Raw genomic sequence first — 24,885 nt, forward strand, 5'->3', positions numbered from 1 at the left:
GGACCTGATGAAGTCCCTTGTTTGGAGAGTGAGGACTTCTGCTTAGAAGAACCAGTCTTCCTTACAGCCTTCGGGGCTGGGCGCTTCTCCCGTGGGGGAGTGGCCCACCGCCCTAGTCCTGTCTCATCCCTTAGATAAGGAGTGAGCTTGATCAAACGACGTGCGATGTTCAACGAGCCGTTCCTATCGGCATTGGTGCGAAACCCACAGGTATGACAGACAAACAGCGATTGCTTGGGCCTGACACCCTTCTTCCCGCACTTCCAGCACATAATCGAGGTCCAGCTCTCAGGTACCACCTGAAAGCGTGCGCCTTTGCCATCGACCGGCCACCCAAGCTGCTCAAGATTGTGCTTGAGGGTCTCAGTTATCCGTGCGAACGCCCAAGAGTGTATCATCCCCCGGAACCTCCGCCCTTTGTAGTTACCGCGCCGAGCAGTGTACCTAATGTTTTTGAGCCGACCGATAGCCACGTACAGGGTGTATCGCTCAGACAGTTCGGTGATGTAATCGAGCATCTGGCTGACCATGAACCGGTCATACTCCTTGGCTACGCGATAGCGCTTGCCTTTCAGTCCTCGGAGTCGCGCTGCTAGGTCATCGTGAGGGGTGGCATTGTTCTTCCTCGTATGCCTCTCGTACTGGAGCTGGGCAACCAGATCATCAAGCTCCTTGATACGCTCGACCTTGTCTTCCTGTACAAAGTACCTGGTCTTGCTGACCCTCCGTGGGGTCAATAGCGTCGTGCAGGCGGCTTTCTCAATACCAAGGTCGATACCGAGGACAGCCTCTGGGAGGTCGTCATCAGGTGGTTCCGGTGTGTCAACTCTGACCGCAAAGGTCACCCACCATTTACCTTTTCTGTCCGTGAAAATCTGTAGTGCTTTGATTTCACCTCTTGAAAATTGGTTGGTATGGAACGGCGAGACATTGAGCGGGATAAGTAGTCGGTCGTGAATCCTTCGTCCTTCCGGAACAGAGTCGAGGGAGTCCCGAAGGTCGAGCCACCACCGTGCAGTACTGGTCTCGTGCTGTCTGAGTGTGAACCGTTGCGAGAAGACCCATCGGGGGATACGCCGAGACGAAGATAGCCTCTTGCAGGGACGCGATGCCCTGCGGCCGTTCTTGTTGCGAAGCTCCAGATAACTCTCGTACATCTGGACAGCGGTCTGTCTGCATTCAATCAGCTCATTTGCTGACACTCTAGGAAATTGTTCTTTCATGTTATGGGGAACGGTCAGCCTCTGCTCGTACCCCTCTTTGACCTTAACGGCTGTCATGGTGAGCTTGTCCAGCTCACCGGCATGGATCCTCGTGCTCTTCTTCCCTTTCAACAACTCGTCTTCGTGTTCCTCGATAACACCGAGGAAGGCATGGATGGCCCGTGTGTCACGACCAACAATCTGCCTCAGTCGCTGTTTGGTGCGGCCTGTCATCTCCCCGTACTTGATTGGTACCTTGACACTGATTGTTGTCCCCTGAGACCGACCCATCGTCATCGCCTTATGATATTTAAGTTTCTAACCTGTTTGTAGGTAATTGAGTTCACTCCCCTGTTTGTTCTATGAGAGGTTATTGAACTCATACTTCTATGTATCATTATGATATTTAAGTTTATTAAGCACATTCAAAATAAAGCATTATGAAGGCTCTCTATCCAAAAAGAAGAGATATGAAGCCTTATTATAAATTCAATTAAGGCTAGAAATACATATAAAGGATGAGTGTTTCCGTTGGTGTAAATAACCAAAAAAGATGAACAGAGGGCATATCAGTGCTGTTTTCGGTAGAGTTTGTAGATACCGTGGTATTCCTTTGGTGGGAAAAGTACCTTGCCACCCGCTCATCATGCTGAAAAAATCTGGGCTTGCCCCTTGTTGAGACGACGAGGAGAGAACCCTTGAGGCCCACTATCGATTTCTGGACCGTGCTTTCGCGTGATATAACTGCTAGGAGTACTGTCACGTCAGGAAATTGTGTATTTCCGCCCGCTACCTTCTGTACAGGTGTACATAGCAAGTCTTCCTGCAACCATACCTACCGTACGGGTGTACATAGTGCTGTTATGAGGGGTGGCAGATGATCAGAAAGCGGACCGTCTTTCCATCAGCAGCCGAAGTGAACTCCGGAGAGGTTACTGACCCCAATGAGATCTATGTCAAATCCGTACTTTCCAAAGGCAAGGAAGATAGGACGGGGATACTCATCGAGTCTGTATGGGGCGTGGAATACGAAACGAAAACCGTCCGTTTCGTCCGCGGGAACCTGATCACCCGGTTTACAAAACTCCCAATCACCTCATCCGATGTTCCAGACAGGCACCTCCGATCAGCAAGCAAAGTAGCCCGAGCGATATTCGACTTGGAGCGGTTCAATGGGCTGGTACTCACTGAAGACCCTGATTTGAGCACAGTGTATAGGGCGGAACGGGACTCACACTCAGAGGTCTTTACAAGCAAACAGGACGCACGTATCTGGTGCTCACTCATCGACGCCGATGACACGCGGATTGTCCCCGTCCAGCCGAGTGAAGCACCATTGGCAAAGGCTCGAAAGAATAGCGAAGATGTCCAGAATATAGTCCTCCGGCTCCTCTACCAGGCCCTCGCCGGGTTGGAAGCCCTAGACACGCTGCATTCGATGCGGCGACGCGGTACTGGGTCAGCCGAGCTGGAGGCGATATGGGAGAGGGTTTTCAACAAAAGACAGTTCCCTGACAAGCTTGCCGAGGTATTGCATCAGGGACAGCAATGAGAAACAAGGCGGTAGCGGCTGAAATGAATGGCGGATACCCAAAAAATCCCAGCAAGGTGTTTAGTAAGGCTATCTACACCGGCCTGTCCACCCTCGTCCAGCTTGCCCGCAAGCGAACCACCAAGCAGCCGAAAGTCCAGCGACTGGTGGCAGGCATCGAGGTGATGTGGCAGGAAGCCCGAGACGAACTGGAAGCGCTGAAAGATATACGTCCCCACGACTTTTCGCCAGTCCAGTCACGGGAGCCCAACATGCGGAAGAGCTTCCTTGGTGTGCTCTGGTGGACGACTTGGCCGTACGGGAACAAGGAGTTCAAGCGGGTGTACAGCTGGCAGGAGGGCACCATCGGTCCGCTCAACGAGCTCCTGAACTTCGCCGGGGCAGAGCTCCGTCTCTTGGCTATCACCCGCTATCCCTTCCCTGAGCCCAACTATTACCAGATTTGGAAAACTCCAGATGAGCGGCGCATCGTTGTGGACACAAAGGTCGCCAAGAAGGTCCGGGTGGAGAACTACGAATCAGGATACGTGAAGGCGGGATACCCGGCAACGTCCAGTTCTCCCCGGGTTCTGCTCCGGCACCCGAGCCTGCCGAGCCTCGACTTTGTTGACATGATCCGTGCACACGTGGTCGAGCTCATCCGACAGTGCTTCATCCACAACGTCCCGAAGAAAGACGCCCAGCGGTATATCCGGCTCCTCATCTACAGGCTCAGGCCGTTCTTGGATTGGGTCTACACGGACGGGGATTATGGCCGCAAGCATTTCCATCCCGGGGCGACTCAGGAACTTATGAAGATCGTCAGGGAAATCCGCGCTATCTATTCCCGGACCACGGGGAAGATCACTCGCCTGACCCACCAGCTCGACAAGGAGGACGGGGTTGAAAGTGCTGAGAAGTGTAGGGCTCCAACCGTGGCCGAGATAGTACGGCAGCTCAAGGCTGCTTTTGAACGCGACCCTTCTGACCAAACCAAACACATCATCTGTAGTATCTTGAAACGCATCAAGCTGAGTGACCTGAAGCACGACGAGCTGAGGGCATTCGTTGACCAGATAGTACAACAGAAAGAAGAAGGAAAACGGGACAACAAGGAAACGAAGGACAGGGAGAACGCCCTGACAGACCGCGACGCAGAGCATTTCGTGGAGAAAATCGAGACGCTGTCGAGCCGGCAGGGCAACTACTGGCACAAATTCTTGTTCAGTGACATGTATCACCCATACTCACTCAAGGCGGCTGTCTTCTATGGTGACAAGGGCTTGGATACACCTGATGACACGCTGATAGCAGCAGAGGTCCCCGTAAGCGGCACAAAAGGAACGGGCAAGGCAGATATCGTGGTGTTTGTCCGGCGGGATGTAGGTGACCGTGCGGTATGGACCCCTGTGATGCTCCTTGATATCAAGACGAAGACAGGGATAGACTGGGAACTTCTAGGTGTGCGACCTAGGTCGAAAAAGGACGCGAGAGTTCCGCATTTCTATCTCAGCAAGCGCTCCCTGAGCCAAGAGGAATGGGAGCATATCGTAGCCACCGCCCCTTCGAAAAGGAGTCGTGGACAGCTTGATGCATATGGGACGAACCTCCTGCAGGAGTACAAGAGTATCATTGCAGACCCCGAAACCCCAGAGAAGCTGTATCGGGGTGTGGTTCTCGTCGATGCAAATGAGGACAGGTTCACCGTTTTTGACGCATTGCCTGGGTTGATTCGGCAAGTCCTTGACAGAATCAGTTCTGCTTCCGGTTCATCCAACACTCCTATCGCATATACGATCACAACATCCGAAGATCCAGAACAAGGGACGAGCCCACATATTGCACTCGTCCTGGAGGACACAACAGGGCCCTACTCTCTCATGGAAAAGACCATGCCGCTTATGGAACTCGAAGGAGCTGACCCCTTCGCATCACGAGAGAAAGACGATACCCTGTTCACCCTCTACCTATCCGTAGCGTCATCTATCTCGGCGGGACCATCAGCAGCATGGGTTTCAAGGAACTGGCACTTGCTGAATCATCTCCGTGAGCAGTTCGAGCACACTGGGAACACTCCTGACATTGTGTGGGTGGACCTGCTCGGTGATCTCCCAACGCAGGAACTTGCGATAACACGGCTGAGGCTTGACATGCAGCGGTTATCTCCAGCATGGAAGGAGCATATCCAGAGGCTCAGAGGATTCCTGAAAAACATCCGTATAGTCAATCTAAAGGACAAAATGATTGACGCCGTCTTCGGTACAGCCCAAGATACCATCCATAACTTGGAAGTAACACTACGGGAAGAGCTGTCCACAAAGGAAACAAAAATTGTGGTCATCGATGGCTGGGCAGACCTCCGGGATATGAGCCCTCAGCGGTGTGCCAATACGCTGAAGGCCCTTGAGCATGCACTGGTCGAATGTTTGAAAGGGGCAGCTGACGAGGTGGTCTGGCTTGATAGACCAGTTCCGTTGCCAAAGACATCAGCGACGTATCAGAAACGGAAGATGAATCCCCTACCTCACAACTCCCCGCGGCACCGCCTGCTGGACGAGATCATCTGGAACCTGCCGACCCCGCCCAAAGTGCTGGGCTGGAAAACTCCACTGCGGGAAGATGTCCGAGTGATAGTCCAGGACACACCGACCAGTGCCCCTCCCTGGAAGGCCAGTATCTTCGTACCACACCTCACAGCCTGGGCAGAACGTTTCCGGGGATACTCGCGAAAGGACAGGACGGTGAGCTTTGAGGAGGTACGAGAAGCCCAGCTCCGACCCATGTACGGCCGAGGTGTGATGCTCAGCTCGGTGTCCTGCAATGTCTCGTCACTCCCGCCGTACACCACTGAGGATGTCTGTGCCGACGCTACCTTGCTGGCACCGAGCCTTACTCGACGGGATGAGGACATGGATGAAGTGGAGTATCCAGAGACAGACTGGTTTCAAGTCCGGAGAATGGAAGCAAAGGACCCAGAAGGATACGACAGTGACGGACGCGAACTGCTCAGGCACGTGACGTTCAGAGTCCTTGGCAACGCAGAGCCAGTGGACAAAGATGAAAGGAAGGAAGGCGACCCAGGGCCTCTCTACACCTCACCTGATACCATCACCAGAGGCTGGAGACGATGGAAGCCCAGTGTTGAAGAACAACAGGAGAAGGAGTGGGACGACAGCACACGGGGAGTATTGAGGCCTCCTCCGGTCGCTCCTACCCGGCCGGAGTACATCGATACGTTCGAGACGCGGAGACGGGAGGTCATTCGCCTACGCAATACTGCACGATTTCTTAGACGAATCACCCCTAGACATGAGGCCAGAGAATGGAAGAAGCTACTGGAGGAGCTTGCAGAGATTGCAGAAAGGGCTTTCACGCCAAGGGGAAGGATGTGGCCTCCAATCAAAATACTACGAAAAATCAAGCAAAAGTTACAAACGAACTTCAAATCGAGTTCCATGTGGAAGATCCTGCGAGGAGTACGGGAAGATGTCCTTATCGATTCATACGTGCATATCAGTAATACCCTTGCTGAAGTCAAGAAACATAACCCGGACGTCCTATCCCTCTATGGCAACCATTTCGTCTTGCTATTGCTTGCACTTGAAAGGAAGTGGTTGAGGCAGAACCAAGGACCTGTGCTCACCATCCTTTGGCGGGTGTTATGGCGCTGGCAACTTGTGCAGATGGGGTTTGCCACGAAGAAGCAGGAGCTTATCGACACGAAATACGATGTCCATGCCATCTGGTCGAACCTAGTCTGGAGGGCAAAGGTCCTTGCAGAAACAGTCCGCTTCACCCGGCCAACGGATATGGTTAGGCGTGCGGTAATGGTCTCAGATGAGCAGGAGAGCGATTTCTGGATGTTCATCGAGGACGCACCGGGGAGCGACAGGTTTGAGGTAGCATATGTCCCCCTAGCGCGTGGCGAGAACTTCTGGGGCTGGCACCCAGCTGAAACAGACCTGAAAGTGTTGGCAGATAAGGCAGAACGGACAGGAACAACGAACGAGACATACCACGTTATCACGAGAGCAGGGGGAAAAGACGTCCTGTGGAACTGGTACGTTAATCCCGCGAGTGGCGAATACTGGGATCCCAGTTGCATTATCGAGTATGGGCCGTCCCCGCCCGATAGGCCTTTTCCGATACGGTGGGTGAAGAAATCCAGAGTGCCAAACGAGCTCCGCCCCCTCACTCCCCTGCCGTTTGACCAGGAAAGCCAGAGGGTCGAATACGAACGAATCAGGGGACACCTCAAAGAAATCGGGGTCTGTGGTGAACGGGTGAGGGAGGTGGAATGCCGGGTATCACTGGATACGCGCGAAAGAGCATATGAGATACAGTTCATCGATTCGAACAGCGGAGAGACGGTGACAGTCTACAAGGCCAAGCGGACAGCCGAAGCACTCCAGGTGCTGAGGGGCCCGCTGTCAGGGCAACCGCCCTTCGAGACCGAAGAAGGTGAGGTTTTGATATGGGACGCGCGCCAGGACGTGGAGTATACAGATGTCGAGACAGAGGGCCGGGTGTTCAGTCTCAGTATGCTCAGGCCCGTTGTACACAGGAACAAAGTGGTGACCGGGACCATTGTCATCCCGAGGACGGCAGACGAGCTCCTGGAGAGCTCTGCAGGGGAAGAGGTGAAACTCGTTTTTACTCCTGAACGGGCGTTGGACCATTATCCGGAATATAGCACTCGCTGGAGAGTATGGTTTCTTGAAGACAAATATGGAGAAACACTGCTGGGACTGGACGATACGCGGCTGAGCATCTACGATGTCGGCCACCTGATTGAGAGCAGGCAGCTCTATGATAGTGACACCAAGCAGTTGCATCCCATGTATGTCATCTTGAACAGGGTCAAGGACTTCGCTACTCAGGCTGATCTTGCGGATTTTCCATTGTTTGCAGATAAGATCAAAGAGAGCAAGAAGAGGAAAGAAATGAAGCAGACCCACAGCAGATGACCGCGTGGTGGCTGCAAAAGCCGTAGATTTGTGAAGCTCATTACACAACCTACAATCCCAACGTACGTATCCGGACTCCTGCCATGCGTGAAGGATATCGATTTGATGCATGCAGGATGGTCTATCTCCCACACGAGGTAACAGGAAATCTTACAGAAATCTTACACTTCTATACGCCCATTTATTTAGGATTCTGTAAGATTTCCATCTCTCGGGAATTGTGGGCATCCAATTACGCTCCTCCAAGACAACGAATCAGAGTCGTTCATTATTTAAAAGAATTCTCCTTTTCTCAGAGTTGTATACAGTTTTCTAGTAAATCGCAACAATCCCCTTGATGGGTTTGATAAGCTATCACGTTAGGTCTACTTTATTCTCGATAACTGATTGTAGGTGATTGCTTACATCGCAACTCCCTTTTATTCAAAAAATAATACTTATCCAGGAAGAGGTAGATTCCAATGGCCCGAAGAAACGCTCTCCTCATAGTGGTTACAACGCTGTTGATTCTCATAGCCGTTTCACCATCAGAAACAACTGCTGCACGCACAGGGCCAAACCGTACAATAGCTCCAAGCGCCCAGGTTTTCACGATAGACGAGTTCACCTACAGGGTTTCCTTCAGGCTATCAGACGGAGTTGAAGTCCTCCTTCTGCGCGGATCGTTCGAGCTCCTGTATTACTATCAGCACCATCACCCCACCGTCAGCAAACACCACATCTCAGCAGTGTTTGGGTTTTACTATGCGAAATCAGCCCTTGGAAGAACACTGATCCGCTCAGCAGAAGTGGATAGAGTCGCGTTTTACCCGATGTGGTCGAGCTTTAGTGGACACACCTATGACTGGGTTGATACCGGCCCAGCATTACAACTGAATGATACACTTGTGGACGGGCAGATGATTGGAACACGGCCAATGATTACCAACAAGCCCTTGAGCCGCTATCTCCCTAGTTTTGGGGGAATCTTCGTCTTTGAGGGGCTGACTATCAAGCTACGGGATGGTACATCCATACGGGTTGGTGAAGACCCAATCCGAATCGCATTGGAAAAGGAAAGCAGCAAGATGGATCCCAGAGGCTCCATTGAAGCTATGAATGCAAACCTGAGCTATGAATCGAGTGTCCGGTTGATGACACTCACAATCCCATCTGGAGGTGTATCGGGTATCATCACAGCCGATATGCTCACCGCGGTTTCACTTGCTGGAATCGGTATCGTAGCGGCGACTGTGTTCATTCTCCAACGCACCAACCGTATACATGTTTCTCTGGACCGAATACGAAGTATGCTGCAGCAAAGGCAAGAAGAAGGTGAACCTGAGTCGTAGAGCGTTGTCTTTACGATAAGGTTTAAAACCGTACATCTTCACATCTGAAAATAGGCCGGTCACAGCCGTTGGATCCCACCGGAACCCATTCCGAACTCCGCAGTTAAGTCCAACGACGTTGCGGGACATGTGCGCGCTAGCGCGCGTGACAGGCCCGCAAACTGGCCATTCTCTATATTGATGATTTCTTTTCCACGAAAGGAGAGAGCAGACCTATTACATTTTCACGGGCAACTAAACGTTTTAATGGCAACAACAATCTTCTCCTTTCATGCTCTTACAACTATTCGGCGCCGATGCAGGAGAATTCAGCTGGATTATCCAGTTAGTGTTCTTTGTCTTCATCATGGTGCTCAGCCTGTATGGCCAACGGATACAGATGTGGCAGTGGCTGAAGCAGATAGAAGCAGGTTTGATTGAACTGAAACAGATGGCAATTAAATCAAGGCAGACCGCCATTGATACGTTTAAGAAGTACGGTAGAGAAGAGGAAGTAGTGGCGGAAGAAGTAGACCGATGGTTGGACTATTTCACCATCCGGCCTGTAGATCTTGATCCCGCGGGAGTTCTTGAACGGCTTGAACATATCCTTGAGGAGAGGAAAGACCGCTTTGAAGAATTCACCGAGGAGTTGGCACCAGAAGCACCAGACGAAGTGAGGAGCAATCTGGAGAACACACTCGAAGTGACTCAGGTACTGTCTCTGATTTTCCGCGTTGTGAGACATTACTATCTCTTGGGCAAAAAACACGGCAGTCAGATTATGATCATGCAGATACAGATGCAGCTGCCCGAATTACTCCGACTCGCCAAAGCATACTTCGATGCGATGGGAGCTTTCTCGGAAGGGAAGCCGATAGGCGACGGTATAGGTCCCTTGGCAGTAACCAAGTTTGCGCGAGAACAGGGTATAGATAGCGAGAGTTATGTTTCTGAAATCACCAGGGGCGTTGGCTATTACCCTGTGGAATACGAGGGGCGAACAATCTACGCACTTCGTGCAACCGGCCCGGGTGGCACAGTAGGAAAGCCGGGCTTCGCAGTAAAGAAGTTGGTAGATGAGAACCCAGGCAAAATTCGAAGGATAATAACCGTTGATGCGGCACTCAAACTCGAAGGAGAAGAACTTGGCAGAGTTTCTGAAGGTACAGGAGCGGCCATTGGAGATCCTGGACCCGAGAAACACGCCATAGAGGAAGTTGCAACGAAGAACGGTATTGGCCTTGAAGCAGTTGTGATAAAGGAAAATGAAACTGCAGCCGTTGGTGTGATGGATAAGAAAATCCTCGATGCCGTACCTGAGGTAATAGAACGGATTAAGGATGCAATCCATAAGCGAACGAAAACTGGAGACCATATCATTCTCGCGGGTATAGGCAATACTATCGGCATAGGACTGTGATTCAAAATGAGCAAGTTACTGAAGGCAATTGGAATCGTATTTGCTGCGGCTGGAGCTATAGTAGTCTTCTATGGCATGACGTTTGGAGAAGATCTCTGGTCATATGTTCTGTTCTTTCTCGGCTTAGTGGGTATGTCGATAGGATTCAGTCTTTTGACAGCAGGAAGAGGTGGCGAAGAGATGGAACCGCCGCCGCCAACCGTTACCGAGATTCGATGTTCATCTCCAGACTGTGACTTCAAAGAAATCCGTGATTTCGAAGAAGGAGATTATGTTCTGAAAGTACTGGATAAGGGATGCCCCAAATGCGAGGGGAAAATGGTGATTGAGGGGGTCTACGTCGTGCGTGAGGAAGAAGAGGCGGAAAAAGGGCGCTTCTCAGTCCCCCAAGGTCAAGGTGAGGGTCCGCCCCCGTCCAACAAACACGGTATGTTCTGACTGGCTTACAGGTCGGTTCCCCTTCTCAACCAGAACGGGATAGGCTTTGATTGCATTTGAATCCAAAAGCTTCGTAAATTCTTTCTCAACATTCAGGCCTCCATCCCGTGTTCCAACCCATCTGGCTGCAAACGGAAGAGGGCCATACGTCTTCAGCAAGTGGTCTCTCAGTTTCTGGGTCACGTCATCAAGCGAGGCTTCGGTTCGCGTATTTGAGAAGATGTAGGTATATTTTGTATCCGCTACTTTTCCAGTACCGGTTGTGGCGAAAGGTTCAATCGCATATATGTCGCCCACCTCTATTTTGTCAGTGAATCGCTGTTTCACATTCGGAACCTGTTTACCAGCATGGAGTCGAAACCGTTTCATCTGGTGACCGCTGAGATTACGAATAGGTCTCAAGCCATAGGCACGGATTACTTCCTCTATTTTCGATCCCACTTCACCCAACGATACACCGGGTCGCATGAGACTGATAGCTTCTTGTAACGCATCATCCGTTGCAGCAATGAAGCCTTCCAATTCCCCATCCATATCTACCGTACGAGCCGTATCCGCTATGTAGCCATCCACATGAACTCCAATATCGAGCTTCACCAAGCCGCTATCAGGGATTGTGGAATCGTCATTTCGGGGAGAGGTGTAATGGGCGGCAATATGATCAATAGACACATTGCAGGGAAATGCTGGTTTCGCCCCCATTTCAGTGATTCTGGATTCAGCATACTCACATACTTCCAGAATATTCATACCAGGTTCTAATTTGTCCGCAGTATCATCCCGTACTTTTGCCGCGATTTTGCCGGCTTTCCGCTGAGCTGCTTTCGGTTCTTCAACCATGTATTTATCCTCCTAGAGCATTGTGGTGACAATAGCTCCGTCTTCTGCGACGAATACTGTATGTTCTTTCTGGGAGACCATGCCATCCTTCCCATCCAACAGTACCGGGTAGCCAAGTATCACCCTTTTACGTAGCAGAGTTTTGAGTTGGTGCGTCATATCCAAGTTCGTATCATATATCCACCGCGAAGCCCAAGGTAAGGATCCGAATAGACGTCGCGCTTTATCGCGGAGTCGTTTAGTTTCTCCTTCCAGATGTGTTCCACATGATAAGTTATTCCTGAAAATATACATCCTCCGGTCACTAGTAATGGAACCGTCTCCATCTGTGGCAAAGGGCTCGATTGCAAAGGTATCGCCAGCCCTCATTGTGCTCCCCATTTTTGAGCCAACATTTGGTACATTGCGACCAGCATGTAGCGTCCATGGTTTGAGTTCATGGCCTGACAGCTGGTACACTGGTTGTAAATCGTGATTTCGAATTGCTTCCTCAATGGCGGCGCCAACTTGACCGGTCTTGATGCCGGGGCTGACTACCTCGATTGCGGCTTGAAGGGCATCCTCCACTGCGGCAATGTAGTGTCCAAAAGAACCGTCTAAATCAATCGTACTAGCCGTATCAGATATGTGACCGTTAACATGGGCACCGAGATCAATCTTGATCAGTCCTTTTTCCGGGATTTTCCGTGTATCTCCGTAGGGACTGGAGTAATGGGCTGCCTCACTGTTTATGGAAACGTTGCAGGGGAAAGCAGGATATGCACCTGTTTCGCGTATTTTTTGCTCCGCAAATTCACATATATCAATGACGCTTCTCCCCGGCGTCACGAGAGTTACGGTTTCATCAAGGACCCTTGCTGCGATTCGTCCTGCTTCTAGTGAGTCCGGGTGCGGTTTAGGTGCCATCTCAATCTCAACAGAGAAGTTCTCCTATCTTCTATCTTTAAGCTGTTCTATGACGCAGCGATAAGAGACATCATAACGAAACATAGAAGTTTGGGGGAGGGTAATGAAGACTAGAAGACAGGAGATAAGGAATATCATGAAATTAACGTATCTTGGACATGCAGGATTCAAAGTCGAATCGGACGACAAGATTATCTATCTAGACCCATGGCTTGGCGGACCAGCATCACCTATGGATGTTAATGATGTAGATGATGCAGATATCGTCTTGGTGACGCATGATCATCAAGATCATGGTTATGCAGAAGCAAGAAAAATCTGTGAAGAAACAGGCGCCTATTTCGTTGCAATTAACGAACTGGCCATTGATGCCAAGAAAAAGGGGTTAGAGAAGGTTCACACTCTCAACATTGGTGGTAGTATAGATATAGATGGTGTGCGCGTGACTCTTGTACAGGCGTTCCATTCATGTGGCAAAGGAGCACCAACTGGTTTCGTTGTCAAGATGCCGAGCTTCTCGTTCTACCATGCGGGTGATACCGGGGTATTTTCAAGTATGAAACTGTTCCGCGAATTGTACTCACCAGATTTGGCTATGCTCCCGATTGGATCATATTACACGATGGATGAAAAGCAAGCAGCCTTGGCTACTGAGCTGGTGAGGCCGAAGATAGCAGTACCGATGCACTATGATACATTCCCACCAATAAAGGCAGACCCGGACAAATTCAAGAAATTGGTAAAAGACAGGACTCCAGATACCGATGTTGAAGTCATCGAACCTGGTGAGAGCAAGGAATTTGTATTCTAAAGGGTGTTACATAATCAGATGAAACAATAATCCGGTTGATACTGTAGCCCAATGCACTAACGCCCAGCATCCTCGCATCAGAGGTTGCCTCTGGCTTCGCTGGGATGTCTCATGTTGGGCATCGTACGTATCAACCGGCCGCTGATGTATGATGCCGGGGTGACTCATGGTTCATCCTAGGGTGTTCACCCATATCACCAGAGTCCGTTACGGCTCACTTGTATCTCAAGCGGATACGCTCAGCCTGTCCCCACCTTTTATGCGCAATCACATCATCGAAAATCTCAGTGTGCCCTCGAAAGGGGGTTATATCATCTGAGCTGGTTATGTTAGCGTTTGAACAGTTATTAGCTTTCGCAAACAAGAGAACAGTTTTCAGCCTTCAAAAAGCCACGCTGACTGTTTTTTGAAATCAAAATGTGACTATAGCGACATCTTCAAATATGCACATGGATTCTTGGCCATGTAAGGCCTAATAGCATAATACAGCTAAGCTTTACCATTATCATATCATCACATCACAAGTGTCATGGCGACCTCAATCGGATAGTACAGAATCAGTATATGCCTGACCAATCATACGAGACTTACAATTCATAGGTTCATTCGTTCATCACCCAAACAGCATGAACACACACAGTAAACCGGATTCCAACGAAGAATCAGGTAGATGTTCATGAGATAGGTGAAACGGTATAATTCGCCGTTATGATTAGTTGCGCATAATAGGTACTGGCTATTCCGTTGGGGCATGTGACAAGTTTACAAAGAAAAGGAGTTACGTATATTGGGAGCAGGCGACTTTGATAATTCAACTGCCAAGTACGTTATTAGAGCGAAGATTGAGATAGACGGCGTTGTTGACAAGCCAGATGTCGTTGGTGCAATATTCGGTCAAACAGAAGGATTACTGGGCGAAGACTTGGATCTCAGGGAACTTCAACGAAGCGGACGTATTGGTAGAATTCAGATTGGAATCAAATCAGAGAAAGGAAAAAGCAAAGGAGAAATCGTAATACCCGTCTCGATGGATAGAACTGCAACTGCTATCCTTGCTGCGTCAATGGAAACAGTTGATCGGGTTGGTCCATGTTCAGCTGAGGTGACTCTGCAGAAAGTAGAAGATATCCGCGGAGCTAAGCGCAGAAGAGTGGTCAGCAGAGCAATTAGTATCTTAAAAGGATGGGAAGAAGAAATCGCTCCAGGCGCTGATGAGATAACGGATGCGGTGACGAAGGCAAAGAAGAGGGGTATCACCAAGTACGGTGAAGATAAACTCCCCGCAGGCCCCAGTATGCCCGATAGCGACGAAGTAATCATAGTCGAGGGGCGGGCCGATGTCATTAATCTGATGAAGAGTGGTGTAACGAATACAATCTCAGCAGAAGGAACGAATATCCCCGAGTCGATTTCGGAGCTTTCTAAGAAAAAGGGAAAAGAGATCACAGCCTTTTTGGATGGTGACCGAGGTGGTGACCTGATACTTCGAGAACTCATGCAGGTTGCGGACATTGATTATATTGCACGAGCACCAAAGGGCAAGGAAGTTGAGGATTTGGATCGGAAAGCGGTATCTAGAGCTCTTAAGAGGAAAATACCCGCTAAACAGGCCCTAAGCTTGCTAGAGAAAGACAAGAAGAAAGAAGAAGAAGAAGAAGAAGAAGAAGAAGAGAAGAAAGAGATTAGCAGGAAGAAAAGGACACCCAGCAAAAAGAAAGAGAAGAAACCTTCGCGCAAGAAGAAAGAAGAACGAAAACCACGTAAGAAACGACCCCCAGAACGTAAGAAGGAGCGTGTAAACAAGGTTTATGTCAAGAAGGCGAAGGAACTGAAAGAGAGCTTCAAAGCTGCAGTCTTTGACAGGAATGACGATCTCGTCAAGGAGTGCAAAGCTGCTGAACTAACGGATGTATTGAATTCGCTAGATGAAGCTAAAGCCATTGTTCTTGATGGTGTTGTAACACAGCGCCTTGTTGATACTGCGAAGGCGAAAGGTGTCAAAATCATTATTGCTGCGGCAACAGCTGAAATAGAGAGTAAACCTCGAGCCATGAAGCTAATTATGTTCGAGAAACTTAATCTATAACTGATGTTTCGAATAGCAATTAAGCGGGGAATCCCACCCCGCTCCGCTACTGGAACCTTTATTTGAACAACTAAAAGCCCAAGTCTTGTATCAAGGGAAATCTCCTATCTGCATTTGGGAACCACAGTGGTAACCAATCAGATAGAACCCGAGAAATACAGAGAGCTGGTTACAATGGCAAAAACATTCACTGCAAAACTACATAAAACGGACAAAGAAAAGGTTCACAATATCACGCTTGGAGGAGATAAGACGACTGATGTCTGTCCACCCCCAGATATGGACAAGCATGATGGTGCTACCAGTCCTCATCATTTGTTCTTGTCTTCAATTGGCGGATGTGTGAATTTGGTGTTTGATATAGCACTACAAAAGGGGCACATAGAATTCAGTAACATAACATCTGAGATTTCGGGTGAGTATGTCACAGATGAGGACACTCAGAGAAGTGCTTTCGAGTCCATCAGTATTGACACCACCGTGACAGTACCAAAAGACGCTAATGAGACGCGAATCAAGAAGCTCTTCGATATGGCAAAGGATAATTGCCCGATCGGAAATTGTCTGATTGGCTCTTGTGTTAAACTGGTTACGAACCTCAACATCGAATACGAATAGACATTGGTGTAAGCTTAGAATGTGCTACTGAAGGGTTCTCCCCCTTCTCTTTTTTTCTTTATAATCTGTTTTCAATTATCAGACGAGTGCTGCGTACATAATACACAGTATTATCTCAGTTAATCATCTGGGTAGCACATGCAAGAGGTTACCAGATTTGACAGATATTCTGGAGACGCTGGAAACGACTGAAGAGGTAAATGTACCAAGAGACCCTTTTGAAAGGATTGTCGGCCAGCAGCATGCAGTCAAACTGGTACGTTCTGCAGTTCAGCAGAGAAGACATGTCCTGCTTTGTGGTCCTCCAGGTATCGGGAAGTCAATGATTGCAAAGGCTGCGTACTCGATTCTACCGCGACCAAAGGAAGAGATACGTGTTAAACAGAATGAAAGTGAGAAAAACAGACCGATAGCATATACCGCCAAAGTTCATTCAGATGAAAAGAAAAGAAATCAGCAGAATCGCAATAGAATTTTCACCTATTTGAGACCGGAGGATCTCCCCTTTGAAGTTGCAGTGAAAATGGGGTATCGTTGTCCGAAGTGCGGATGTTTTGGGTCCCCCGAGCAGCATGTGTGTATGGATTGTGGCTCTGCGAAAAGGACAAATCTCAATCAAGATGATGCCTACTCTGGTCTCTTCAGAATGTTTCAGGTGATGAAAGAGCCAGCTCGTGAGACTGTAGAGCACCAAGAAGAAATAGGAGACGAAGTACGCGAGATTATCTATCAGAATGAGAAGAACGGCATGATCAAAGCCATACAAGAAGAAGCAACTCAGAATAGAAGGAAGACGAGTGCTGAAGCAGGTAATTCTGAAAGAGTTCTAGTATCGCGGAACTCTAAGCGATTCATCCGAGTTAGTGGAGCAAGCCCTGTAGAGCTATTAGGAGATATTGAGCATAGTCCATACGGGTCAGGCCCACAGGCTCAACCAGCACATATGCGGGTCGTACCAGGAGCAATTCACGAAGCCCATGAAGGAATTCTTTTTGTTGATGAAATTGCATCATTGGGCCAATATCAAAAGCACCTGTTGACTGCTATGCAAGATCGCAAGTATCCAATTTCGGGACATAATCCGCAAAGCTCTGGAGCAGCAGTACGGGTAGATGATGTGCCATGCAATTTCATCTTGTTCGCAGCGTGTAATCTAGAGGATTTAGCTCATATTCTCCCACCGCTTCGTTCCCGCATACGAGGATATGGATATGAAATAAAGCTCGCATCATGGATGGAAAAAAATCAGGAAACGATTTCAGGAACCGTTAGATTTGTGGCTCAGACAATACAAGAAGATGGGCGTATTCCACATTTTACCAATGATGCTCTTAGAGAAGTAATTTCCATATCTCAAGAGATTGCTGATGAGATGGATGGAAGAAGAAATGCACTCACACTAAGACTGCGAGAACTTGGAGGGGTGGTCAGAGTTGCAGGGGATCTTGCTGTACAGGAGGGCACCCCATATGTATCAGCAGATCACGTGAAATCAGCAAAGCCAATATCTATGAACCTTCTGGGGCAGGCGGGAAGCTACAGAGATTCTAGACATGCAATCAAAAACAGTTCGGAAAGCAGAGACTATTTCTTCTGATAGCTTCGTAGAGAATATGTTGGTGTCATAGACCTTGAAAGTGCTTAAGAAAATCTTGAAAGACGGCAAAATTGTCGTCAAGTTAGATACGCTTGATGATTTATGGCACCTGTATAATATAGTGGACGAGGGAGATTACGTAATAGCCCGCACCAGCAGAAAAGTCAAGATTGGAAACGAGGACGCCAGAAAACAAGACAGTGTTCGCAAGTACATGACCTTGAAACTCAAAGTGGAAGACGTTGCATTTCACAATTTCACTAACAGAGTGCGAATCAAAGGAACAATAGTCGAAGGACCGGAAGACTGGGTAAGTACAGGCTCATATCATACTTTCAATATCGAGCCGGATGATAAGCTCACAATAATAAAGGAACATTGGCCGAGATATTCGCTGAAAAGATTGAAAGAAGCAGAGCAAGCACATAAGCGACCGGTTTGTCTTGTTGTTACCATTGAGGATGGAGTGGCGGAGCTTATTCTTGTGGCAGATTATGGAATCAGGGAGGCTGTATCGGTTCGGCAAAGCATTTCGCGGAAGCACGGAAGCCAGAAATCCCATGACGCAACCATGCGCGAGTTCTTCGGCAGTGTAATCCTGGCGGTACGATCACAGCTTGAGCAGAATGAAATCGCACTAGTCGTCATTGCAGGTCCGGGCTTTGTGAAAGATCACTTCAAGGACTACTTGTTGGATGAGGGAATTAGCGACCTTCCCCCGGTCATTGTTCAAGGTACTGGAACTACAGGTGTTCCTGCTGCAAAAGAAATCCTGTACCACGGTGTAATCTCAGAAGCCATAGAAGGACTCAAAATTGAAGAAGAAACCAAACTCGTTGAAGAAGTACTCAAACACTTAGCCAAAGAAGATGGGCTTGCGACTTACGGCGATGATGAAGTTGAAAGAGCAGTGCAGTATGGAGCAGTAGAAGAGCTTCTCATAACTGACAAGAAACTGAGAGATGCTGATGAAGAAAGCAGGCGTTGGATGGACAAATTAATCCGAGACACTGAGAATGCCCGCGGCTCCTTCCACGTTGTATCAACAGACCATCCAGCTGGTGACCAACTACAGAACTTAGGAGGGTTGGCCGCAATTCTACGTTTTTCGATAGGGCAGAGTACAGCACAGAGTTAAAGCGGTATGAACTGAGTCTGAAGCCTATCAAAAGAAGGGTACTCGTATACGATTCCTATTTCGAGATCTAGAGCTTCCTCAGCTAGTTCATCACTAAGCTCATCTGCTAATTCAACGATAATCCATGGCGCAATCTCAATTCTGTCACGGGCAATATCCAAATTGGATAAATCAGTAGGAACTTCGTAATTGTCTATCAAAATGTCCCAGAGAGATTGCAGTTGCTCAGATGAAAGGTGTGAACCGTGCTTCGCTCGGATGACACCAAGAATTAGAAGCGGTTCATTCTCAGCACGTTCCTCAAAAGGTCGAATTGTACGTCTAAGACGGCGCTCCAAGCGATTGCGCATCTGAATCGAATCCTTGAACCGGGCGGAGCAATAATGCAAAGTTATTCTATCTAAGTTAGTCGCTGCCCAAGATAGTACTTCTATGGCTGTTGATTCGCTTCCTTCAATACTAGCTGCATCGAGACTGGTCAAACGAAAACCTAGACTAACCAAATTGGAGAAGTTGCTCTCACTTGCTTCCAGTTCATTGATATTCAGGAAATGTACACCGCATTCTTCTGCCCGCTCTGCTATGCTGATCAGGGCCTCTTCGTCATTCGGAATTGCAGGAACTTCTATTCCTACCCGCCAATCCAGCTCAAGTGCCGAGTGTATGCCTGACCAATCGTCGTCTTGAGGGTGGAAACGAATTTCATCGAGCCCGGCCGAGTGCAGTTCGGTCAAATGCTCAAGTGTGAGATCCGATTTAGCTGTATACAGATGGATATGGAAGTCTGGTCCCATTTCCTCTCGCATCAGCTGAATGTACCTTGTTGTTCGATCAAATTTGCAAAGGGGGTCTCCCCCGCTTATACCTGCTCCCCTAGCACCTATTGCATCTATTTCATAGAGGATGTCGGATTCATTTCTGACAGGCATTTCGTCTGCAAAAATGACATCATGATTCTTCTTTTCAGCTGAAAGAGGACAATAGAAACAATGACTATCACAGAGGCCCGTGACAAAGAGTACCATCTTCGACCCTTCAGTACATCGCCGACATCCTTCAGGTAATTCCCCCACGAGAAGAGAATCGGCCTCTAATTCTCTAATTTTTCTTGGCAAAACATTTCTCTCCTTAGTCTAAACGATTTTCAATGGTGCGCCTGATAGCTGGATCCTTATCTCGTAGTTCCTTCAAAACTTCCTCAAAGCTTTCATCCCTGGCCAGCGCTCTAGTCAGGTATACTCCGGTACGACCAACATTGCTGCGACGGGTTAGCACTCTTACTCGTTCCTTTGCAATCTCCACACTGACTTCCAGCTTCTTTGCTACTTCATGTTCGTGGCCAATAACACCGCTTTCTCGGTGTCCGCTATCCGTGGGTTCAATGAGCAAGAGTCTCTTGTCTACTCCTGGTACCCGGACATCTTCATCCAGCTGGGCTGTATCAACCATCCCGCCCCACTTGTAGAAATGCCGTTCTCGTGATAGCATTTTGAAAAGAGGGAAGGTAACTACAGTATTCTTCCTCAAATAGATATGACCCTTCAGTACAGATGAGGGGGTAGCTTGGACTGCTTCTCTATGAGTTCCCTTTCCTATTGCCAATTCAACTTTGAAGCTGGATACAGGATACGGAATCACTATGTCGATGTCAGACGATGCAGATACGTCACCCCGAGCCACGGAACCATATACATACGATTCGATACCAGATGAGTGAAGATCGCTCATCACACCAAAGGCGCGTTCCCGTAGATTCTCCAGTTGATTCCATCGCGTGTCATCATACTTGACCAAGCGAGTTCTATGAAGCTCTTCTGGGCGCCTTGACATTATGTTCACATCGCTTCCTCGATTTTTTCGAGAATTCTGCATACTCGACAGACCTTCGATGAAGTTGGATTTCCGCAATGAGTACACGAATTGAACTGAAACGAGCTGGGTTCCAATCTCATAGCCTCAGCAATCTTCTCAGAGGATCCAAGTACTGCGAGGAGCGTTCCTGGGTGGCTATGTTCCATCTTGTTCAGAAACTGCCGAACATCATTTCGATACGCTTCATGTGCATATGGACACGGAGCATCATGATAAGGGAGTGAAAAATGGTGAGCATAAGCAACGACGTCCCGTTCAGATATCTTGGTAATGGGTTTCACACGTGGGATGAATCCCGCCATTGTATCATCTCGAGTGCGATTAACCCGTCCAATGCGATGGGCATCGCCCCGTAGTACATTCATGACCACGGTTTGGGCCTCATCGTCAAGATTATGCCCTGTTGCTATAACGTCACCATCAAGCTCTCGGGCAGCCTGGTTGATTGCCCTTCTTCTGAGAATGCCACAATATGAACACGCACCAAGCCCATTCTCCTCTCGATTTGCCACAATCTCATCAAGAGAATAGCCAAACAATTCCTTGAATGTGAGAACAGTAAGAGAAAGATTGAGTCCAGAAGTAAGTTCTCTTGCTGCCGTCAGTGCTTTGTCCCTATAACCTGTAATGCCTTCATCTATAGTAATTGGATACAGCTCGGTTTCAGGATATCCTTCTTCTATTCGTGCTAAAGTGTCAAGAAGGACTGCGCTATCTTTGCCTCCAGAAATCGCGACAATGATCCGATCGTCACGCTTGAACATGCTTCGTTGGTTGATAGTGTTCCTAATCCTGTCCAATGTAGTGTCTAAAAGGCAGCTCTTGCATAGCCGTTCCGCCGTATACCTGCGGAAATATACCGCCTCTTGATTACATCTGGAGCATTGCAGGAACATCTCGTTCAGCTTCAGAAACAACTTGTAAAGCTCGGTTAAAACTGCTTTTCTAGCTCAGCAAGCACGATGTCCATCGTGCGCCCCATTCACAGGTTAGACGGGGTATCAGAAGAGCGTTTTACCACTCATGAATGTCAGAATCATGCTTAAAATCACAATTGCAAGCGAGAATATTCTGAGCGGCCACATAATCATCTTGACCTTTTCCTCATCCGAGATTACTAGCCGAAGACCGTTGGCAAGCAATTTGTCACCGTCTAGAGCCGGGATAGGAAGTAGGTTGAACAGAGCTACGCTGAAGAGGATGATAAAGCTCCACGTCAGAGTCAGCTGTATATGAAACGGCACCATGGGGTTGAGGAAAAGATCCCAACCTGCTTTCGGTTCCCAGTAGTCGGCCCCGTATATGCCAATATACCCCTTAGAGGCGTTAGCTTGGCTTTCTCCCAGTACGATAGTGACGTTATCCTCAAGTGTCTCGATGGTTAGGGAGTCGCCCGGTTCTGTTTGAATCATGAACTGGCTGATGTCTCCCCAACGGTCGATATCGGTATCGTTCAACCCAGTAATGACATCTCCAACTTCAAGTGCTTGGTCAGCAGGTGTATTAGCTGAAATTTCGTAGATATATGCTCCACTTGGCTGATTGAATCCAAGTGACATTAGAGCAGGGAAATTCAATGTGATGAGCAGAACAATGAAAGCGAATATGAGGTTCGAGTAAGATCCTGCTGCAAGCAGTCGCATTCGTTCCTTTGGAGTGGCTTCTTCTTCAAACTGTTCTTCGTCGGGTTCGACAAAGGCACCAAACAGAACGAAGAAGAATAGTAGACCCGAGCTTTCAATCCCGATGTCATCTTTTGCTGAAGCCAATCCATGCGCAAATTCATGGGTAACCAAGGTAATGGCCAGTCCAATTAGCATGTATACAAGTGGTAGACCGGTAATAGTGACGCCGGGTATGATAGGCACAACTGCTCCAGCCTGAGAGGGCGCGGTGAAAAAGGCGATGAAGTTGTTAAGGAACATCCAGAAACCGTAAATCATACCGCCAAAAGCAACGACCACACCTAGATTGAAAAACGCACGCGGAAATTTCTTCCCCATCCGCGTTAAGAACTCATTCAATCTCTTTGTGCGAATCATTACAAAGAACGGCGTACCAGCGTCAACTCCTTTCTCCTGCAGTTTCTCGATTCCAAGCGCGCGAGCTGCAAGATAAACGAGGAGGTACACTGCACCGACAATAGCGAGCATGAACAGAGGTTCCATGAGATTTAGCACCTTATGTGCAACAGGTTAATCGAAGTGAAGCTGGAGTCATTATAACAATTGTGACATATACTGTTCACAGAATCGATTATAGTGGAATAAAGCAGATGTCTTGTATAGTCGAGACCGGCCATGGTCGAAACCATATCTTTTATAATCTCAGTAATTTGCCTAAAGGCGGAGCCCAAGTAGGGCACCATATAAATCACAAAAGGGAAGGCGAATTGTAGTGCCATTGAAGCTTGTCATCTCAGATCCAGAAAAGGGCGTTGCCATACAATACGAACTCGATGATGAAAAATCAAATACAATGATTGGCAGTACCATTGGTGATATTGTTGAAGGCGATGCCATAGGTCTACCTGGATATAAGCTAAAGATAACAGGCGGGAGTGATTCTTCTGGCTTCCCTATGCGTCGTGATGTACATGGCAGTGGTAAACGGAAGGTCTTGATGAAAGGGCCACCGGGGTTCAGACCAAAACGGAAAGGCCTCAAAAGGAGAAAGACCGTACGGGGTAGGGAAGTCGATAGCAATATTTCCCAGCTGAATATGCGTGTTGAAGAAAAGGGAAGTGCACCTCTAGAAGAGCTCATTATGAAGGCAGCCTAAATTTCCGTAAGGGAAGAACCAATGCCGATGCCTTAATCGCTGTTGGGGAAGCACCATAAACCATACATTTTATACAGAAGCTCAACTTTGCAAATGATAGAAAGTCGGAAGTGAAAACCACGTGAAATACGAGGGGCAATCTGAAGTCAGCATAGGAACGCTAGGCCACGTTGACCACGGCAAAACAACGTTGGTAGAATACATGACGGGTGAATGGACTGACCGTCATTCAGATGAGGTTAAACGAGGAATCTCTATCCGGTTAGGATATGCAGCTACAAAACTTATGAAATGCCCGAAATGCCCCGAGCCGGAGGGTTATACCACATCCAACCTAGTGAAAGAAGGAAAATGCCCCGAGTGTGGAAGTGATCTAGAACCCCTCCGAGAAATATCATTCGTTGACAGTCCAGGACACGAATCCCTCATGGCAACCTGCCTTAGCGGAGCAAGCATCATGGATGGAGCTATCCTTGTGATTGCAGCCAACGAACCATGCCCAATGCCTCAGACTTCCGAGCATCTCCGTGCTCTTGAGATTGTAGGTGTTGAAAACATAATAATTGTCCAAAACAAAATCGAACTCGTCACCGAGGAGGAGGCAAAAGAACACTATCAGCAAATCAAGGAATTCCTGAAAGGTACAACGGCAGAAGATTCACCGATTATTCCTATTTCCGCAGTCTTCGGAGCTAATGTTGACTACTTGATACAGGAAATCCAGAAGGTTATTCCAACACCAGATAGAACTGAAGATAAACCGCCTAAGATGTTCGTTGCCCGATCATTCGATATCAACAGACCGGGGACAACTCCAGATGAGTTGGAAGGGGGAGTTGTTGGCGGGTCGATAGTACAAGGGAAACTGAAAGTTGGTGATGAGATAGAGATAGCACCAGGATCTCGCGCTGACGGAGATTTCAAACCAATTCGAGCACAAGTCCAAAGCCTCGTATCAGGAAGCGGTAACAGGCTGAAACAGGCATATCCTGGAGGGCTTATTGGTGTGGGAACAGGACTTGACCCGGCCTCCACTAGAGCAGATAGGCTAGTTGGAAATGTCGTAGGCAAAGTAGGTAAGATGCCAGACATAATTTCGGAAATGATGATTGAACCCCAACTTATGCAGCGAGTCATAGGAATGGAATCAAAGAAACAAGTGGAGAATCTGCGACTAAACGAACCACTCATGTTAGTGGTTGGTACAGCAGCAACAGTAGGTGTCATAACCAAGCTACATGGAGACAAAATCAAGCTTTCACTCAAACGACCTGTTTGTGCGGAGGAAGGACAGCGTATAGCAATCGGCCGGCGAGTAGACAATAAGTGGCGGCTTGTAGGATACGCTCAACTGTAATCAAGAGG

At 48.4% G+C, this 24,885-nt stretch carries 19 protein-coding genes and 1 rRNA gene; 13 read left to right on the forward strand and 7 right to left on the reverse strand.

From position 1 onward, the window contains the following. Positions 1-1,499 (reverse strand): transposase (locus tag GF309_15190; protein MBD3160122.1); only part of this gene is annotated, 1,499 nt, incomplete at its 3' end. A gap of 580 nt (positions 1,500-2,079) precedes the next feature. Between GF309_15190 and GF309_15195 the strand changes: the two genes are divergently transcribed. From GF309_15195 to GF309_15220, 6 genes are all read left to right on the forward strand, one after another. Continuing rightward, positions 2,080-2,754, forward strand: a complete 675-nt coding sequence (locus GF309_15195; protein MBD3160123.1) for a hypothetical protein — start codon at positions 2,080-2,082, stop codon at positions 2,752-2,754. Continuing rightward, on the forward strand, positions 2,751-7,700 hold the full coding sequence (locus tag GF309_15200; GenBank protein ID MBD3160124.1) for a hypothetical protein: 4,950 nt from the start codon (positions 2,751-2,753) through the stop codon (positions 7,698-7,700). Before GF309_15195 ends, GF309_15200 begins: the two co-directional genes overlap by 4 nt. Positions 7,701-8,161: 461 nt before the next feature. Next, positions 8,162-9,031, forward strand: a complete 870-nt coding sequence (locus GF309_15205) for a hypothetical protein (GenBank protein ID MBD3160125.1) — start codon at positions 8,162-8,164, stop codon at positions 9,029-9,031. 51 nt (positions 9,032-9,082) lie between these two features. After that, positions 9,083-9,201 (forward strand): 5S ribosomal RNA (rrf, locus tag GF309_15210). A 101-nt stretch (positions 9,202-9,302) separates the two neighbouring features. After that, positions 9,303-10,433 carry a DUF1512 domain-containing protein gene (locus GF309_15215; GenBank protein ID MBD3160126.1) on the forward strand — a complete coding sequence of 377 codons (1,131 nt, stop codon included), beginning with the start codon at positions 9,303-9,305 and terminating at the stop codon, positions 10,431-10,433. 6 nt (positions 10,434-10,439) lie between these two features. Next, on the forward strand, positions 10,440-10,871 hold the full coding sequence (locus tag GF309_15220) for a hypothetical protein (GenBank protein ID MBD3160127.1): 432 nt from the start codon (positions 10,440-10,442) through the stop codon (positions 10,869-10,871). Here GF309_15220 and GF309_15225 read toward each other — a convergent pair. Then, positions 10,812-11,711: a type II methionyl aminopeptidase gene (locus GF309_15225; GenBank protein ID MBD3160128.1), complete on the reverse strand. Its 900-nt coding sequence runs from the start codon at positions 11,709-11,711 to the stop codon at positions 10,812-10,814. The two genes, GF309_15220 and GF309_15225, sit on opposite strands and share 60 nt — an antisense overlap. A 12-nt stretch (positions 11,712-11,723) precedes the next feature. Beyond that, complete coding sequence (locus GF309_15230; protein MBD3160129.1) at positions 11,724-12,617, reverse strand: type II methionyl aminopeptidase; 894 nt, start codon at positions 12,615-12,617, stop codon at positions 11,724-11,726. A 103-nt stretch (positions 12,618-12,720) separates the two neighbouring features. Here GF309_15230 and GF309_15235 point away from each other — a divergent pair, with 103 nt between their 5' ends. The 5 genes from GF309_15235 to GF309_15255 all read left to right on the forward strand — a co-directional run bounded on the left by GF309_15235 (position 12,721) and on the right by GF309_15255 (position 18,867). Then, complete coding sequence (locus GF309_15235) at positions 12,721-13,428, forward strand: metal-dependent hydrolase (GenBank protein MBD3160130.1); 708 nt, start codon at positions 12,721-12,723, stop codon at positions 13,426-13,428. Positions 13,429-14,212: 784 nt separating this feature from the next. Then, the gene (locus tag GF309_15240; protein ID MBD3160131.1) at positions 14,213-15,514 is read left to right on the forward strand and encodes a DNA primase; all 1,302 of its coding nucleotides are present in this window, start codon (positions 14,213-14,215) and stop codon (positions 15,512-15,514) included. 126 nt (positions 15,515-15,640) lie between these two features. Next, the gene (locus tag GF309_15245; protein ID MBD3160132.1) at positions 15,641-16,132 is read left to right on the forward strand and encodes a hypothetical protein; all 492 of its coding nucleotides are present in this window, start codon (positions 15,641-15,643) and stop codon (positions 16,130-16,132) included. 157 nt (positions 16,133-16,289) lie between these two features. Continuing rightward, a complete protein-coding gene (locus GF309_15250; protein MBD3160133.1) occupies positions 16,290-17,729 on the forward strand; it encodes an AAA family ATPase in 1,440 nt (479 codons plus the stop codon). A gap of 34 nt (positions 17,730-17,763) precedes the next feature. Further along, positions 17,764-18,867 carry an mRNA surveillance protein pelota gene (locus GF309_15255; protein MBD3160134.1) on the forward strand — a complete coding sequence of 368 codons (1,104 nt, stop codon included), beginning with the start codon at positions 17,764-17,766 and terminating at the stop codon, positions 18,865-18,867. Here GF309_15255 and GF309_15260 read toward each other — a convergent pair. The 4 genes from GF309_15260 to GF309_15275 form a co-directional block, all read right to left on the reverse strand. After that, positions 18,864-19,982 (reverse strand): radical SAM protein, encoded by a 1,119-nt coding sequence (locus tag GF309_15260; GenBank protein MBD3160135.1) that lies wholly within the window; start codon positions 19,980-19,982, stop codon positions 18,864-18,866. The two genes, GF309_15255 and GF309_15260, sit on opposite strands and share 4 nt — an antisense overlap. 13 nt (positions 19,983-19,995) lie before the next feature. Further along, the gene (locus GF309_15265; GenBank protein MBD3160136.1) at positions 19,996-20,697 is read right to left on the reverse strand and encodes a nucleotidyltransferase; all 702 of its coding nucleotides are present in this window, start codon (positions 20,695-20,697) and stop codon (positions 19,996-19,998) included. Between the two features lie 5 nt (positions 20,698-20,702). Further along, a complete protein-coding gene (locus tag GF309_15270; GenBank protein ID MBD3160137.1) occupies positions 20,703-21,635 on the reverse strand; it encodes a TIGR00269 family protein in 933 nt (310 codons plus the stop codon). 105 nt (positions 21,636-21,740) lie between these two features. Then, the gene (locus tag GF309_15275; GenBank protein MBD3160138.1) at positions 21,741-22,907 is read right to left on the reverse strand and encodes a PDZ domain-containing protein; all 1,167 of its coding nucleotides are present in this window, start codon (positions 22,905-22,907) and stop codon (positions 21,741-21,743) included. 229 nt (positions 22,908-23,136) lie between these two features. On the opposite strand from GF309_15275, the gene GF309_15280 reads away from it, so the two are divergent. Both GF309_15280 and GF309_15285 read left to right on the forward strand, forming a co-directional pair. Continuing rightward, positions 23,137-23,520, forward strand: coding sequence for a 30S ribosomal protein S6e (locus tag GF309_15280; GenBank protein ID MBD3160139.1), 384 nt, complete (start codon positions 23,137-23,139; stop codon positions 23,518-23,520). Positions 23,521-23,641: 121 nt separating this feature from the next. Then, positions 23,642-24,877 carry a translation initiation factor IF-2 subunit gamma gene (locus GF309_15285; GenBank protein ID MBD3160140.1) on the forward strand — a complete coding sequence of 412 codons (1,236 nt, stop codon included), beginning with the start codon at positions 23,642-23,644 and terminating at the stop codon, positions 24,875-24,877. Positions 24,878-24,885: the final 8 nt, after the last annotated feature.

This window comes from Candidatus Lokiarchaeota archaeon (genome assembly GCA_014730275.1).
Lineage (GTDB): Archaea > Asgardarchaeota > Thorarchaeia > Thorarchaeales > Thorarchaeaceae > WJIL01.

What these genes read in the sequence shown, in the direction of transcription:
- GF309_15195 (MBD3160123.1), top strand. Translation starts at nt 2,080, where the DNA reads ATGATCAGAAAGCGGACCGTCTTTCCATCAGCAGCCGAAGTGAACTCC.
- GF309_15200 (MBD3160124.1), top strand. Translation starts at nt 2,751, where the DNA reads ATGAGAAACAAGGCGGTAGCGGCTGAAATGAATGGCGGATACCCAAAA.
- GF309_15205 (MBD3160125.1), top strand. Translation starts at nt 8,162, where the DNA reads ATGGCCCGAAGAAACGCTCTCCTCATAGTGGTTACAACGCTGTTGATT.
- GF309_15215 (MBD3160126.1), top strand. Translation starts at nt 9,303, where the DNA reads ATGCTCTTACAACTATTCGGCGCCGATGCAGGAGAATTCAGCTGGATT.
- GF309_15220 (MBD3160127.1), top strand. Translation starts at nt 10,440, where the DNA reads ATGAGCAAGTTACTGAAGGCAATTGGAATCGTATTTGCTGCGGCTGGA.
- GF309_15225 (MBD3160128.1), bottom strand. Translation starts at nt 11,711, where the DNA reads ATGGTTGAAGAACCGAAAGCAGCTCAGCGGAAAGCCGGCAAAATCGCG.
- GF309_15230 (MBD3160129.1), bottom strand. Translation starts at nt 12,617, where the DNA reads ATGGCACCTAAACCGCACCCGGACTCACTAGAAGCAGGACGAATCGCA.
- GF309_15235 (MBD3160130.1), top strand. Translation starts at nt 12,721, where the DNA reads ATGAAGACTAGAAGACAGGAGATAAGGAATATCATGAAATTAACGTAT.
- GF309_15265 (MBD3160136.1), bottom strand. Translation starts at nt 20,697, where the DNA reads ATGTCAAGGCGCCCAGAAGAGCTTCATAGAACTCGCTTGGTCAAGTAT.
- GF309_15270 (MBD3160137.1), bottom strand. Translation starts at nt 21,635, where the DNA reads ATGTTCCTGCAATGCTCCAGATGTAATCAAGAGGCGGTATATTTCCGC.
- GF309_15275 (MBD3160138.1), bottom strand. Translation starts at nt 22,907, where the DNA reads ATGGAACCTCTGTTCATGCTCGCTATTGTCGGTGCAGTGTACCTCCTC.